Here is a 14,997-nt window from a genome sequence, read left to right on the forward strand (position 1 = left end):
CTTAAACCTCGCGCTTCAAGATCGCGATACCATTGACCGGCAGTTCGATTGCACCCTCTACCGCCCGGCCGGTTTCGGCATCGGTATAGCTTCGGCGATCGAGCTCGACGCAGGCGGCACGGCCGGAGAAGTTCTGCACGAAGACGTATTCGTGCGCCCCGTCCGTCCGCAGCGTTGCGGTAACCCCAGCCGGCAGCTCGGCATCCAGCGCCCGACGAACGCCGGCGTCCCAAACGAGCTTGCCATATAGCGCCTCGTAGAAGGCCAGGTCGCTAACACGGGCAGCCAAATAATACGCTTTGCCTTGGCCCAGCTCGTTAACCGTCAAGACCGGTTCCCCTGCGTAGAAATCGTCACGGTATACGCCGAGTACCTTGGCGCCTTCCGCGTGGATATGCTCGCAAAGCTCATGGATTTCATACGTACCGCGGAGGCCCAGCGGATTCCCGTCTCCCAGAATCATGGCGTTGCGGTCATGGTCATGCAGCCCATCGATTTCCTCTGCCCATACGCCTAATGTCTTGCGCAGCGGCCCCGGGAATCCGGTCAGATGACAGAGGTCGTTCTCGTCAACGATGCCCGACCAATACGTGACAAACAAGGTTCCGCCGTCCTTCACGAACTGCTCCATCTTGGCTCCGGTTTCTTCTCGCAGCAGATAAGCCATCGGTACGACCAACAGCTTATAGCCGCTGAAGTCGTCAAACGAACCGACGATGTCCGTCGGTACGCCTAGCTCCCACAAGGCGCGATATTGCTGCATGACGGTCTCTTCATAATGGAGGCCCTTGTTACGAGGTCCCTGCGCATCATTAATCGCCCAACGGTTATCCCAATCGAACAGGATGGCCGCTTCCGCCGGAACGGTGGTACCCAGCACCTCCGTTAAGCCAGCAAGCGTTTGGCCCAGCGATGCAACATCCTCAAATACGCGCGTATGCTCATGGCCGACATGGTCGATCACGGCGCCGTGGAATTTCTCGCTGGAACCGCGGCTTTTGCGCCATTGGAAGTATTGCACTGTATCGGAACCGTGTGCCACCGCCTGAAGGGAGGACAGCTTATGCATGCCCGGACGCTTCAGCTTACTGACCGGCTGCCAGTTCGTAAGAGACGGTGTGCTCTCCATCAGCATAAACGGCTTTTGTTTTAGCGAACGGAACAAATCATGGTTAAAAGCAAACCAGGAACCCACACCGGCGTCGGAATCAGCCTCATGCCACATCGGGTAAGCGTCCCAGGAAATGACGTCCACCACTTTCGCGAACTCGCGGTAATCCAGCCCGTAGAACAGATCCATCATATTCACCGTGCAAGGCAGGTCCGGGCTAATCCGCTTTAACGGTTCAATTTCATGCTTGTAGAAATCGATCGTCTGGTCGGATACGAACCGGCGCCAGTCGAGGTTCTGCCCATGCACCATCATTTCACCATGTGGCGCTGGGGATTCCACCTGAGACCAGGACGTATACGTGTGACTCCAAAAATTCGTCCACCAGGCACGGTTGAGCGCATCCAGCGAGCCGTACTTCCGCTTAAGCCAGTCGCGGAAGGCATCTTGGCAGAAGTCGCAGTGGCACTCCCCGCCGTATTCGTTGGACACATGCCAACCAACCACCGCCGGATGATTGGAGTAACGCTCCGCTAAGCCGATGTTCATTTGCGTGACTTTCTCCCTGTATACGGGGGACGTAAAGCAATGGTTATGACGCATGCCGTGGAGGTTGCGTACCCGATTCTTCTCGACGCGCAATACCTCCGGATACTTCTCGGACATCCAGGCTGGGCGGGCACCGCTTGGCGTCGCTAACCAAGCGTATATGCCGTTCTCGGCAAACGTGTCCAGTACGCGATCCAGCCACTCAAACTGATAGACGCCCTCTTCCGGCTCCAGCGAAGCCCAGGAGAAGATCCCGATGGCCATTACATTGCAATGGGCTAGCTTCATTAAGCGGATATCCTCCGCCAGCACCTGCGGATCGTGTTGCCATTGGTCAGGGTTGTAGTCGGCGCCGTGCATGAAGACCGGCAATTTGTCGCTAATCGGCGGAAATTTCATCGGTTTTGTGCTCATGGAATTGTCCTCTCCGTTTCGTATCTATATTCGACGTTACTATAAAAGAAAAGGAGGGGACGGGCGTCCCCTCCTTTCACCCTGGCTTGCTTATTTTTGAGCCGCAAGGAATGCGTCGATTTGGCTTTGCAATTCTTGTTGAATTTTATCCAGACCCGCCGCTTGCAATTGTTTGTTCAGATCCGCTTGGCCCTTCTCCAGATCTTTGATCAGGCCGTATTCCAGCGGGATTGCGTAACGCAGCATGACATTCCCTACGTTGGCTACTTCGTTCTTCACTTTGGAATCGTCAAAGACGAAGGTTTCCAGCGGGAAGTGGTACACTTTGGACTGCCAGTCGGCCAACATTTGATTGCCTTCTTCCGGATAGGAAGAGTCCGTGCGGTTTAGCAGCGAGTTCCAGCCCCATACGGAGTAGCCCGACAGGTTGTAGTTGTTGAAGCTTGGTCCCGGGCTGTACTTGTCATCGCCAATCGGCTCGTAGTGCTTGCCGGCGATGCCGTACATCGTCAGATCGTGGATTTCCTTATCGTTTTGCAGCAAGTCGATGAGCATCAGCGAACGTTCTGCATTTTTGGAAGTCGCATGAATTGCCATCCCGTTTTGCGTGGAAATGGCCCCGATTTTCTTCTTGTCCGGCGTCAAGTCCGCTACGGTTACTTCCATTTCCGGCTTATCGCGACGGATTTCGCCGACGTTACTCGAAATGGTCCCCAGGTTTTGCGCATAAGAGGAAGTTTTGCCTGCTTTGATGTCTTGGAAGACGTCGTTTTTGTTGCTCACGATGTTTTTGGACCAGCCGTTGTTATCGGCCAAATCCTTATAATACTTAATCAGTTCAGTGAATTCCGGCGTATCGTATACGTTGAAGACTTTCCCCGTTGCATCGTCCAATTTGTAAGCCAGCGGGAAGTTATAGTCTACCAGGTTCCATTCATTTTGCTGCTCCAGCAAAATTTGATCCAGCTCATGCCATTTCCATCCGTCGGCTGGCTTCGCACCAAACGGGCTGATTCCTTTCTCGCCCGCGCCAATCGCTTTCAAGTAAGCGGCGTAGGATTCCGGGCTATTGACCGGATCCAGATTGTACTTCTTGCGCAGGTCTTCGCGAACCAATACGACTTTGTCGGTCACTTCTTGGTTGTTGTTCGGCACCATATATTGCTTGCCGTTCACCTTGGATTGATCCCAAGAGGCTTGCGGCATCGCTTCCCAAGTCTTAGGAGCGTACTTCTGCAGCATCTCGTCCGTCAACTCCAGGAAACCGCCCTTTAGCACCTGGTCGTTATAGAAAGCCCAGTTCGCGGTGTAAGCGATGTCAAAATCCTCATTAGCTGCGAATTTCAACGGATATTTCTGGGTCCAGTCGGCCCAATCGAGAAACTCGGTTTCGACGGTTGCGTTGATTTTCTCTTTCAACAGCTTGTTGAGCTCGCCGTAAACTTCGTCATAATCCGCCGGCTTACTGCCTACCATCAACAGTTTCAGCGTGACTTCCTGAGACGTGTCTACCGTGCCTTCCGTTGTTGCCGTATTGGCCGCCGCGTTGTTCGGAGCCGCTGCGTCCGGGGTGTTGCCGCTACCCGCATTGTTGTTCCCGCCGCCGCAAGCGGACAGCAAGGTCGTCAACGCCAGTACCATAGCCACTAGAAACGTTGCTTTCTTTTTCAGTTTCATGACCGATGTTCCCCCTAAAATTGTGATGGAATAAAAGTTTAATCTATCTGATAACCTGGTTACCCCGAGGTCATCCTTTCACAGCACCAATCGTTAAGCCTTGTACGAAGTAACGTTGGATGAACGGATACACAATCATGATCGGGCCAGTCGCCACGATCGTCATAGCCATCTTCAGGCTCTCTGTCGGGATATCCGACGAGACGACAGCTCCCGCCGCCATCATGGCCTTGCGCATCCCATCCATGTTGCCCAGCAAGCGGTACAGGTAGTACTGCAGCGGCATCAGGTCGGATTTGGAGATAAACAAGAGCGCATTATACCAGTCGTTCCAGTAGCCTAGGGCAATAAACAACCCAATGGTGGCCAGCGCCGGCTTCGACAGCGGAATTACAAACCGCAGGAAGATCGAGAAATCGCCCGCTCCGTCGATTTTGGCCGACTCGATGATCGCCTCCGGGATGCTGCTCATGAACGATTTCATCACGATAATGTAGAAGACGTTCATCAGCATCGGCAGAATCAGCACGATCAGCGTATCCTTCAGATCGAGATAATTGACAATCAGCAGGTACCACGGCACGAGCCCACCACTGAACAGCGTGGTGAAGAAGAAGAAGAACGAGAAGTGGCTGCGCCATTTAAAATCCTTGCGTGCCAGCACATAAGCTGTCATCGAGGTGAGGAACAACCCAAACAACGTACCCAGCAGGGTGACGGAAATCGTGATGCCGTACGCCTTCAGCATTTCCTGCGGATACTTGAACAGGATGCCGTAAGCTTCCAGCGAGAACGCGGTTGGGATGAGCTGGAACCCATTCTCGATGATTTTGCTCTCCTCCGTCAGGGAAGAGGAAATGACCAAGATGAAAGGAAAGAGACAGAAAACTGCCAGCAAAGTGAGTGCAATATATCCGATAATCTGCAGCAGCAGTCGGTCCATCGATTTGCGTTTACGGGCCTCCGGCTTAGCGGCCGGTTGCAAGTTTGGTGCCATCGTACTCATAAGCGTTAACCTCCACTCGTATCAATCGTGTTGTTTCATCCGGTTGCTCTTGCACATGCTTAGAACAAAGCGCGGTCCTTGTCGTATTTGCGTACGGCATAGTTCGCCAGCATAATGGTCGCGAAGCCCAGAATGGACTGGTAGAATCCCGCCGCGGCAGACATCCCGATCTCGTTCGAGGTCGTGAGCATCCGGAACACGAAGGTGTCGATGACATCGGTCGAGGAGAACAATAAGCCGTTGTTGCCAACCATGTTATAGAACATTCCGAAATCCCCGCGGAAAATATTCCCGATCGCCAGCAGCACCAAAATGATGACCGTCGGATAGAGGTTCGGAATCGTGATTTTGCGAATCCGTTGGAAAACGTTAGCGCCGTCGATTTCGGCGGCTTCATACATCTCGGTATCAATGCTCGTGATGGCTGCAAGGTACATGATCGTCCCGTAGCCAAGCGTTTTCCATGCCGATACCACGACGAGAATCACCGGCCAATAGGCGGCCGTGTTGTAAATGTCGATCGATTCCAACCCGATCGCATTCAGCAGGACATTAATCGTGCCGTAATCGAAGTTAAACAGGTTATAGGCGATCGCGCCAACGACAACCCAGGAGATGAAGTAAGGCAAGAACATCACCGTTTGCGTAATTTTGCGGAACCATTTGCCGGCCACCTCGAACAGCAGGATCGCCGCAAAAATTTGAACCCCATTGTTGACCACGATAAAGGCGATATTGTATAAAGCCGTGTTGCGAGTTACCCGCCAAGCATCTCCGGAATCGAAGAAAAACCGGAAGTTATCGAGCCCGTTCCACGGGCTTCCGAACACCCCGCCCGTGTAGTTGTACTGTTTGAATGCCAGGACGATCCCCGCCATCGGCACATAGGCAAATAGCAGGAAGAACAGGACGGCCGGCGTCAGCATGAGCAGCAGAACTTTATATTTCTTTACGTCGTTCCAAAATCCGCTTTGCTTCATGTTTCGAACTCCCCTCTTGGTTGTCTCTATATTCTTCAGTATAGTGGAGAGCGCTTTCGACCGGGATTCAGCGAAACAACAAAAACTAATACAAATTCCACGATGACGAAGTTTGCCGAAAATAGAAAAGACCTGCCTCCGCAAAAATACCGGTGAGGGCAAGGTCAGTGAAGTATATTAAACCCGTTTATATTTTGTTCGTTTTCCGGTACTCCCCGGGCGTCATCCCGGTCGCCTGCTTAAACTGCCGGTTAAAGTAAATGATGTTCTTGTAGCCCATCCGCTCGGCGATTTCGTAGATTTTCAGCGTTGGATCGGTCAGCAGCTCGCAAACGCGTTTCGTTTTGAGCTCGTTCAGGTAGTCGGTGAAATGACGGCCGGTTTCTTCCTTAAACAAGTATCCCAGATAGTTGGGTGTGAAATCGAAATGGCCCGCGACGTCTTTTAACGTCATTTTTTGCTCGAGATTATTTTCGACGTGCACCATGATCTCCTGGATCAACTTGCGTTTCTGCTTTTGTTTCTTCACGTACAACAGCTCGGACAATTCGAAGAACCGCTTCCGCAGCCAGGACGTAATATCATGGATTGTCTCGAACTGGAACAGCAGCACCGGCTGGTGCGAATCCCATTTCAAGAGCTCATACAGATTCTCATTAATTTCGCGCAGATCGGCATGCAGCTGAGTCGTGATCCGGATGATCAAATCGTACACATCGTTCTTCTGGGCCAGCGGAGAACCTTGGTAAAACAGCTCCAGCAAGCAGTCGTCGATCGCAACAAGGTCATATTGCAAAATCGCCTTCAGCATCCGTTCAAGGATCTCATCCGTCCGAGCCCCGGCAAAGCGGCTTTCGCCCGAGTGCACCCGGCTTTCGCGGATTAGCCGGTCCTTGCCGACCAGCCACTTGGCGCTGAGCGCCGCTTGTGCCTGTCGATAGGAAGCCCGCAGTCCCTCTTCGTCCCATGCGAAACCTCCGACCCCAACCGTCACGGAGAACGGGGAAATCCCTCGAATCGCCCGGATCAACTCCTCCAACAGCTCCAGAAACGCCGTTTCCGGAACGGAAGCGAGCAGGACAAACCGTGTCGGTTGACTGACGATAAACGTGCCCAGCTTGATTTCCTTGGTATAATGCTGGATGAACGCCATGACCTTCTGAATTTGCTTGCGCCGTTCCTCCTCCGGCATATCGCCGGTCTTCCACTCCAGATCGTCGATTTCCACGAGAGCCGCCGCCGTACCGGTTTGGAAAAGGTTCCGCAGAAATCCGCGAATATGACCCTCCACCTGCTCCGGAGAAATCTCATTCAACCAGCGGAGAAGTAATTCCTCATTCACGAGTGTAAGCGCCTCCGTAAACGTTCGGTCTTGATCCCGTTCAGCTTCGATCGCATCGCACAGCTCGCCAAGCATTTTGTAGAGCTCCTGATCTTCTACGGGTTTTAGCAAATACCCCGATGCGCTGATCTTTATCGCCTCTTTGGCATATTCAAAATCCTCGTGGCCGCTGATAAATACAATTTTGACCCCCGGGTGAATCTCCTTGGCTTTACGGGCGAACTCGATTCCCGACATAATCGGCATGCGGATATCGGACAGAATCAAATCGATCCGCTCCTGCTCCATTGCTTTGAGCGCATTAAAGCCGTTATTGGCCGTTGCAGCGACCTGCAGGTTCAATCCGCTGCTCAGCACCCTGCGGCGCAGCCACTCGAGGTCGACTGCCTCGTCGTCGACAAGTAATACGTTGATATTCATGGCCGTCATTCCTTCTGGTATTTTTGCTCCTTAACTCGAGCATACTTGTCGTTCTTTGCCCTGAACATAGCGGTTTGCAATGAAAAACGATACAAATTCACCGATTTCCTGCCTGGAATCGCTCGATTCCCCAAAGCTATTCCATGGATGGAAGCTCCTCGGGGTTCGCCGGAAGAACGATTTGAACTGTCGTCCCGCCGCCGTAGATGCTGGCGATACGGATCCCGTACTTGTCGCCGTAGCGGAGTTTGATCCGTTCGTTGACGTTCTTCACCCCGTATCCGCCGGATTGACTTGGACCGATTAACAGTCGCTGCGCCGTTTCCGGTTTCATCCCTATCCCGTTGTCGATCACTTTCAACTCCAGGTTATCGCCTTGCCGTTTCCCCGTAATGACGATCGCGATGGATTCGCCAAACCAGGCGTGTTTAAACGTATTTTCCACGAACGGCTGCAGGATTAGCTTCATCACCTGCACCTGGAGAACCTCCGGATCCACGTCCATGTAGACGGAAAAAGCGCCGGCGTATTTCACCCGTTGAATGTCCAGATAGGTCTCCACCTGCATCAATTCATTCTCCAGCGGCGTAAATACGTTTCCTTGATTCAAGGTCAGCCGGTAAAACCGCGATAGGCCCTGAACCATGTCCGTCACTTTAGCCGTTTCGCCCAGATTGGCTAGACTGCTGATCGTCGACAACGTATTATACAAAAAATGCGGATTGATTTGAGCCTGAAGCGCCTCCAACTCGGCTTGTTTCTTCTGGATTCCCTGCACGTACACGCTGTTGATCAGCCCCTGGATATTGGCGGCCATGACGTTAAAAGCGTCGGCGATATGCACGAATTCGTCATTCCCCGAGAAGCGAATCCGCTTCTGAAAATTGCCTTCCTGAAACGAGCGGACGAGCCAAACAATCCGCTTCATCTTCCGGCCGGACAACCGGGCCACAATATACCCGATAAACGCCATGCCGATGAAGCTGATCCCGCATACGGTAAAAATAACGCGCTGCAGCCTGCCGGCATCTTTGGTCAGGTACGCTTTTGGAACCAGCGCTTCAATGACAAAATCTGATCCTGGAATCGGTTCGTGCAGGCTTAAATAGTCGTCATGCGGGGCCCCAACTTCGGCGTTGCCCCGTTGGTAGAGCAGGGCGCTGTCCGACGCAACGTCAATCAATCGCACGGTGATCCCCTGCTCGACGGGGAAGGTAGAGAAGTCGCCAAATAAGTCATCTAGGGAAGCGGTGATGCGAACGTAACCGATCACGGTCATGTTCCCGCTGTACGAAACCAGCCGGCGGATGTGGGAGATGTTCCCGAGCCGCTGATCGGTGTCGATCTGTAACCAAATGTTGTCTCGTTCGGAATCCTTGAACTCTTTATACCAAGCGCTGTCTTTGATATCCTCAAACGGCAGGATGTAATAATCGCTGTCCTTGATCGGCTCTTCCAAGTTATCGCCCGACACAATGTTGAGCTCGCTGTTCAGCGTATAGAGCATCAGCCGGATATCGTTCCCAAACAACTTAAGTGGAGCGGTGATTTCCGGAACAATCTCGTCGAGCATCACCAGATAAATGTCATAGGGTTCGCCTTTCGCCTGCAGCGCTCGCTGAAAGGCCAAATCGCTGAATAATGTGTCCGACATCCGCTGGATTTCGTCCATCTGGTAACGGATGTTGTTCCGAGCCTGCTCCATGCCGGTACGGATGTTCGTCTCGGCCATCTCCGTCCGGGACTGGATCAGCATCGTGTACGATACGTAGCCGATGATGGCGTCCGTCAACAGCACAAGCAGCAAGTAGGGAATCAACATTTTGTAAGTGAAGGGAATGTATTTTTTCATCGGATCGCCAGGCTTCCTCATCTATTTAATCGCTTACACTAAACCACATATCCATCATATCGGCCCTTGTCCGGAAAATAAACAGCAAAAAAATAACCAATCTGGGTCGATGGCCTTCTCTTGGCCAACCCAAATTGGTTTATAGGGTATTCCTTATAAAACTTCGGCGTTCTTTACGGCATGTTCCCAGCTGGGAAAATAAAACAAAGCGTTGCGCATTAACTCCGGATCGTTTTGCTTGACCTGCTTTTTGCTTAGCGAAACCCCATCACTCTGCAACCTTTTGATTCGGCGGACAACTTCATCCGCTCCTAGAGTAGCATCCATACAGCTTTGCTCCTTCCGTATCAAGTTGTTTATAGGTTTTCTAGTTAACACCCAATATATACCTTGTTTTCTATTTTATTTCCATAGTTGGCCGCATCCACCAATCACAACGTTACCCCATCACCGGAACGAGGGAGATTTCCGCCTTTTCCGGTTAGGAAGGACCGAATCGACTGCCGATTGGCGTAAGCCATCACCAACAGGTTCACCAGCCAGACGCCCCAAATGGCTAGAGAGTAGCCCGCAGCCAAGAGATAGATTGATAATAACGCCATCCCCGCCACAACCTGGAGCCCGTCGGCTTCCCGTGACGCATATTTACCCTTTTTATAGAAGGAAAAAGCCGCGAGCAACACCGCTAGAATGACCGCGTAGACCAGCGCCGCCTCGAATCGGGTTAGCGCGCTCCAAACGCCGAATGTCACCGCGATCGCCTTACCTCCCTTGAATTTGAGGAACGGGGAAAAGGCGTGGCCCAGAATCGGCGCGGCGGCGACGAAGGTCATCCCATAATCCAACCCCAGCGTTCCCGATTCCACCAGAAACGCCAGAGGTACATACCCCTTCAAGAAGTCCAGCAGAATCCCCGCCAAACCCCAGCGGTAACCGGCGGCCCGCCATAAATTAAACGCCCCTGGGTTGCCGTCCCCCACATGCTTCAAATCCTTCCGGACCAACTTGCCTAGCCAATAAGAGAACATCAACGCCCCGCACAAGAACTCGGCGACAGCCAGCCAGAGGATCATCGGTCTCCCCTGCTTCCGACCTGCACGTCTCGGCCTTTCCAGGTGACCGATCCGCGAAACGTCACCTGATAAGCTGAATAGATGAGCACCACCAGGAAGAATACCGTGGACAACACATGAATCAGGGGCATGAATTTGCCGAATTTCCCGACATCACGCACCAGGAAATAAAGCTGCGCTGCATACAACAAATATCCGGTCAGCACTGGATAAAGCCATGACGTATTCCAAAGGAACAACGCGCCTTCGGATGCGATCAGCCCGATCAGCCACGCGGCAACCAGCAGCGTGGTGGCGGGCCGCAGCTTGGCAGTGCTCAGCACCGCGCCTTTGCCAAATCCCTCCAACTCGCTGCGAATCCCGTTCGGGTACATGCGGAAGGAGACGAGGCCGCCGCCGAGATAATTGGACACGGGGATCCCCGCCGCCCGGAATTTGGCGCCGAGGTTCAAATCGTCCAACAGCTCCGAACGGATGCTGTCATGGCCCTGGATCGCCTCGTAATCGCGGCGCGTCGTTACGATACAGGAGCCATACAGCCCCTTGTTCGGGCTGTTTCGTTCAAACGGCGAAGTAAATGCAAATACGCCCAGGACGTTCGTAATTAACGCCAGGCGTTCGTAAAACTTCTCCGTCACATGAAAAGGCACCGCAGAAATGACACCGCCCGCCTCGGCCCGTGCTCTCAGCAATGACTCTAGTGCTCGGGGGGCCAGGCGGGTATCAGCGTCCAAGAAGGCGATCACATCGCCGGTCGATTGCCGATACCCGTTCCAAACCGCCCAGGTCTTCCCCGTCCAGCCGGGAGGAAGAGCCTCGTTCCGGATCACGTGTACCCCGTAGTCCGTGGCAATGTCATAGGTTTCATCCTCAGAAAAATCGTCCACCACGATAATCTCATAGGGTGGGCAGGTTTGCTGCTGTAACGAACCTAGCAACTGCGGCAAATTCCCGGCTTCGTTCCGCGCCGGGATGATGACCGACACCTTTTCACCGCCGCAATACGGCGCTTCCTGTCTGGGAAGCACGACTCTCCGAAACAGTATCCATCCCGCAATCCACCCGATTGCCAATACGATCCAAACTCCCATCGCTGCCCCACCTCTCCGTTTACCGGAAATAAAGTGAAATCACGTATATGAGTATTCTATGTCCGTAATAGCATAGATGTCCGAAAAAGTATGTGAGACTACCGCTAGTGTAGTCGACCTTCCCAAATTTTTCAACGAATCCGGGCAATAAAATCCACACAGGTTCTCCATACTTTCCACACAATTGCTCTGTAGAATGGGTCGTGAACCAAATAACCTACTTGGAGGAAACGACACATGAGCATGACGCACTACATGTCTTTGCTAGCGGATAATCAGCCTTGGAACCTGATTTTATTCATGGCCATCCCCGTCATTTTTGCAGAGACGATCACCGTCACCGAATTTATCATTTTGTTTAATCGGGGGCGGCAGGGCGGCCTCAACACCTTCAATAAAATTTGCAGCATCCTGGCGGGGCTTTATTTTACCGGCATTTTCCTCTACCTGTTCCCTACGGCGTTCATTCCTTTGACCGTTAGCGGCGAGTGGCACACCTGGGTAGACGTCGTGGCTGTCGGGTTCTACTTGAGCGGGGCGTTCTTCCTGTTGCCGTTGGCGCTGCTAGAACTTGGCGTCATTGGCCGCAAGAGATCCGAGGACGAGAAGCTAAAGTTGCACTTTATCCTCGTCAGCGGATTCCTGATCGTGGCCCATATCGCCATGATCTTCGGGATGGTCAATCCGGAAATCGTCGGCGGGATGGCCGGGATGTCCCATTAAGCGAGCGAAGCCCCTTCCGGATGGAAGGGGCTTTTTGTTGCATCTGATGCTGAATTTCTTCTAACCCTATGATTTTATGATAACGTGCTAAAGATGTCGTCCAGCGGAATATCCGCGACCGCCATCACTTCATCGGCCGCACCATAATACATGCGGACGATATCCCCGACCAGCAACGCACCGCAGGAGAACACGACCCCGCCGAAAAATCCGTTCACCTCATAATCCGCTTCCGGCTCGATAATCGGACGAATCGATCGCCCGATGACTTTCCCCGGATCTTCCAGATCAAGCAACACTGCCCCCATACAATAACGATGGTTGGCATCCGCCCCGTGGTACAGAGCGAGCCAGCCGCGCTCCGTACGGATCGGAACCGCGCCGCCGCCCATTCTCGCCGAATCCCAGCCCTTCTCGCTTAGGCCCATTAGAAATCGGTGGTTGCCCCAATGCAAGAGGTTCGGCGATTCGGCAATCCACATCTCGGGGGCCCCGAACGATTTCGGAACCGGACGGTGCAGCGCATAGTATTTGCCACCGATTTTTTCTGGAAACAGCATGACGTCTTTATTCTCGGGAGCCAACATCAGCCCGTGACGTTTGAACGTGCGGAAGTCTTTCGTTTCCGCCAGACCTGCGCCAACGCCGCGAACGGACGCGGAACTGTAGGTGATGTAATACGTATCCCCGATTTGGGTTACTCGAGGATCTTCAATCCCCCAAGCCTCCAAGGCATTCTCCGGGAACAGGGCAGGCTGTGGATCAATGTCGAAGTGAACGCCATCCTTGCTTCTTGCGACGCGGAGGTGGGAAAGAGACGTAAGCATGACCACTTGTCCGTCCATCGCCACAAAGCGTGAATCGGAGAAATCGTAACGCGGATCGGTATCCTCATAACGCTCCACGATCACCTCGGTACCCGCTTCGTTTAACCGCGGAACAAGCACTTCACCGACCCGGACCGAAACCGGCGCTTCCGCGACGCGAAGGAGTAGAATCGTTTCGTCTTCGTATTGGGCGACACCGGCGTTGAATGCTCCCAAGACTTTAAAATCTGGACGCGAGGGCTTGACCTCCTCCGTTCGGATCACGGGATTATGCGCGCAGCGTTTAACATTCATAGATGAAGTACCTCTTTTCATTTCATTCTGTATAATAGCGTGTTATTTGCCGGATACCACAGCATCGATTTGCGCTTGAATCTCATCGATGACTTTCTGTCCGCCTACGCCCATGATTTTCTCCTCTAACATCGCTTTGCCTTTATCCGCAGGCAATACGCCTTGGGCGAGAGGCAGGAATAAAGAGTCGTGGAACGGCGTGATTTTGGCGTATTCGGTTTTCACTTTTTCAGCATCAAAGGTGAATCCCGCCGTAGGGCTGAGGGTAAAGTTAGCCGGGTCGGCGGAGAAATCAAACCACTTCTTGTCATCCGCCATCATAGTATCCGGTGTGCGGTTGAGCGTCGGACGCCAGGTCAGCGTATAGCCTGGGAAAACATAACCCGAAAGCACCTTATAACTCGTATCTCCGACGGGTTCCCAATCCTTCCCTGGGATACCGTATTCCATTAAATCGTGGTTTTCCTTGATCGACAGCCAGTTGGCAACATCCATAGCCAGATCGGCATGCTTGGAAGATGCTGGTATGCAAAGGAAATTCCATTGTTGGAAGGCGGTATACGGTTTAGCCTTATCGCCGTTCGGCACGAAAACCTCCAGCTTATCGCTTCCGTCCTTCAGCATTTCCGCATATTTGAGCCCTTCCACACCGTCAGCCGCATAATAAGTAGCCGCGTATTTGCCTTGTTTGAACAAGGTTTCGGCATTTTGCTCCTGGGCGATGTTTTTGGACAAGATGCCGTCTTTATAGAACTTGGTAACGCGTTCAAAAGCGTCCGCGATCATCGGGCTCTCCCATTGTCCGACGACTTTCTTGTCTTTGGTGGAATAAGCGAACATGTTGACGCCGATTTCAAGCACTTCATCCTGCGCCATATTGGCGGAATCGCTTAGGATAAACGGCAATTTGTCCGCTTTAATTCCGTTGATGACAAACGGTTTGATATCCTTTTCGTTTTCCTTAACCGCATACAAAAACTTCTCCAGATCGGCGAGCGTTTTCAGCTCGGGCAACCCGTATTTTTCGCGCAAGTCCTTGCGGATCAGCAGACCGTATACCGATCCTTGTGTCGTTCCGAGCGGGATACCCATAATTTTGCCGCCGAACTTGTTGTATTCCCACATCTCGTCGGGAATGGATGCCTTCAGCTCAGGCCGTTCCTCTACCATAGCGTCCAACGTTTGGAGCGAATTGCTGGCGATCATCTGGTTCATGGACAGCCATGGCGCATCCAGGTACATGTCGAAATCCTCGCCGGCGGACATTTTGACCGCTACTGTATTGCCGTAATCCGACCACGGGAGAAAGTTGATATTCAGCGAGGCGCCGACGTTGTCCGTTTTTAATTTGTCATTGACAGCCTGCAACACCTCATCGAAACCAACCGGTTTATCCCCCGGAAGATAGGCCTTCAATTCCACGATTTCTTTCGGAGCATTGGTAGCAGCACCTGCACCCGCATTTGCATTGCCCGGCTCCGTATTCCCGCCGTTGCCTCCGCAACCGGCCAGCAGAAGCGCTGAAGCCAGTACGGTAGCCATGGCTGTGCCAAACATTTTTCTGAATTTCATTTTGTTGACCTCCTTGTTAATTGCGTGTTCAAAAGTCAGGTTTTTAGCACCGAGAAGGTTGGATAA

Annotated in this window: 12 protein-coding genes; 1 reads left to right on the forward strand and 11 read right to left on the reverse strand. The window is 52.7% G+C overall.

Translation table 11 applies throughout. The features are described 5' to 3' along the window. Position 1: 1 nt before the first annotated feature. From MKZ15_RS19900 to MKZ15_RS19940, 9 genes are all read right to left on the reverse strand, one after another. Complete coding sequence (locus MKZ15_RS19900; protein WP_339817568.1) at positions 2-2,074, reverse strand: beta-galactosidase; 2,073 nt, start codon at positions 2,072-2,074, stop codon at positions 2-4. Between the two features lie 90 nt (positions 2,075-2,164). Continuing rightward, a complete protein-coding gene (locus MKZ15_RS19905; RefSeq protein ID WP_213623723.1) occupies positions 2,165-3,751 on the reverse strand; it encodes an ABC transporter substrate-binding protein in 1,587 nt (528 codons plus the stop codon). Positions 3,752-3,821: 70 nt separating this feature from the next. Beyond that, positions 3,822-4,757, reverse strand: a complete 936-nt coding sequence (locus MKZ15_RS19910; RefSeq protein WP_339817572.1) for a carbohydrate ABC transporter permease — start codon at positions 4,755-4,757, stop codon at positions 3,822-3,824. A gap of 59 nt (positions 4,758-4,816) precedes the next feature. Then, positions 4,817-5,737, reverse strand: coding sequence for an ABC transporter permease subunit (locus MKZ15_RS19915; RefSeq protein ID WP_155607790.1), 921 nt, complete (start codon positions 5,735-5,737; stop codon positions 4,817-4,819). A 187-nt stretch (positions 5,738-5,924) separates the two neighbouring features. Then, positions 5,925-7,499, reverse strand: coding sequence for a response regulator (locus MKZ15_RS19920; RefSeq protein WP_339817575.1), 1,575 nt, complete (start codon positions 7,497-7,499; stop codon positions 5,925-5,927). A gap of 136 nt (positions 7,500-7,635) precedes the next feature. Continuing rightward, a complete protein-coding gene (locus tag MKZ15_RS19925; protein WP_339817577.1) occupies positions 7,636-9,351 on the reverse strand; it encodes a histidine kinase in 1,716 nt (571 codons plus the stop codon). Positions 9,352-9,504: 153 nt separating this feature from the next. Then, positions 9,505-9,678, reverse strand: a complete 174-nt coding sequence (locus MKZ15_RS19930) for a hypothetical protein (protein ID WP_167521272.1) — start codon at positions 9,676-9,678, stop codon at positions 9,505-9,507. 104 nt (positions 9,679-9,782) lie between these two features. Beyond that, positions 9,783-10,424, reverse strand: coding sequence for a glycerol-3-phosphate acyltransferase (locus MKZ15_RS19935; RefSeq protein WP_339817580.1), 642 nt, complete (start codon positions 10,422-10,424; stop codon positions 9,783-9,785). Then, entirely contained in the window at positions 10,421-11,515 is a 1,095-nt protein-coding gene (locus MKZ15_RS19940) for a glycosyltransferase (RefSeq protein WP_339817582.1), read from the reverse strand. Before MKZ15_RS19940 ends, MKZ15_RS19935 begins: the two co-directional genes overlap by 4 nt. 237 nt (positions 11,516-11,752) lie before the next feature. Between MKZ15_RS19940 and MKZ15_RS19945 the strand changes: the two genes are divergently transcribed. Further along, positions 11,753-12,238: a DUF6803 family protein gene (locus MKZ15_RS19945; RefSeq protein ID WP_339817584.1), complete on the forward strand. Its 486-nt coding sequence runs from the start codon at positions 11,753-11,755 to the stop codon at positions 12,236-12,238. Positions 12,239-12,312: 74 nt separating this feature from the next. Here MKZ15_RS19945 and MKZ15_RS19950 read toward each other — a convergent pair whose 3' ends face one another. Then, on the reverse strand, positions 12,313-13,359 hold the full coding sequence (locus MKZ15_RS19950) for a glycoside hydrolase family 130 protein (protein WP_213623717.1): 1,047 nt from the start codon (positions 13,357-13,359) through the stop codon (positions 12,313-12,315). Positions 13,360-13,401: 42 nt separating this feature from the next. Next, complete coding sequence (locus tag MKZ15_RS19955) at positions 13,402-14,931, reverse strand: DUF3502 domain-containing protein (protein ID WP_339817586.1); 1,530 nt, start codon at positions 14,929-14,931, stop codon at positions 13,402-13,404. Positions 14,932-14,997 lie beyond the last annotated feature (66 nt).

The sequence above is a fragment of the Paenibacillus sp. FSL R7-0216 genome, assembly GCF_037969915.1.
Lineage (GTDB): Bacteria > Bacillota > Bacilli > Paenibacillales > Paenibacillaceae > Fontibacillus > Fontibacillus rhizolycopersici.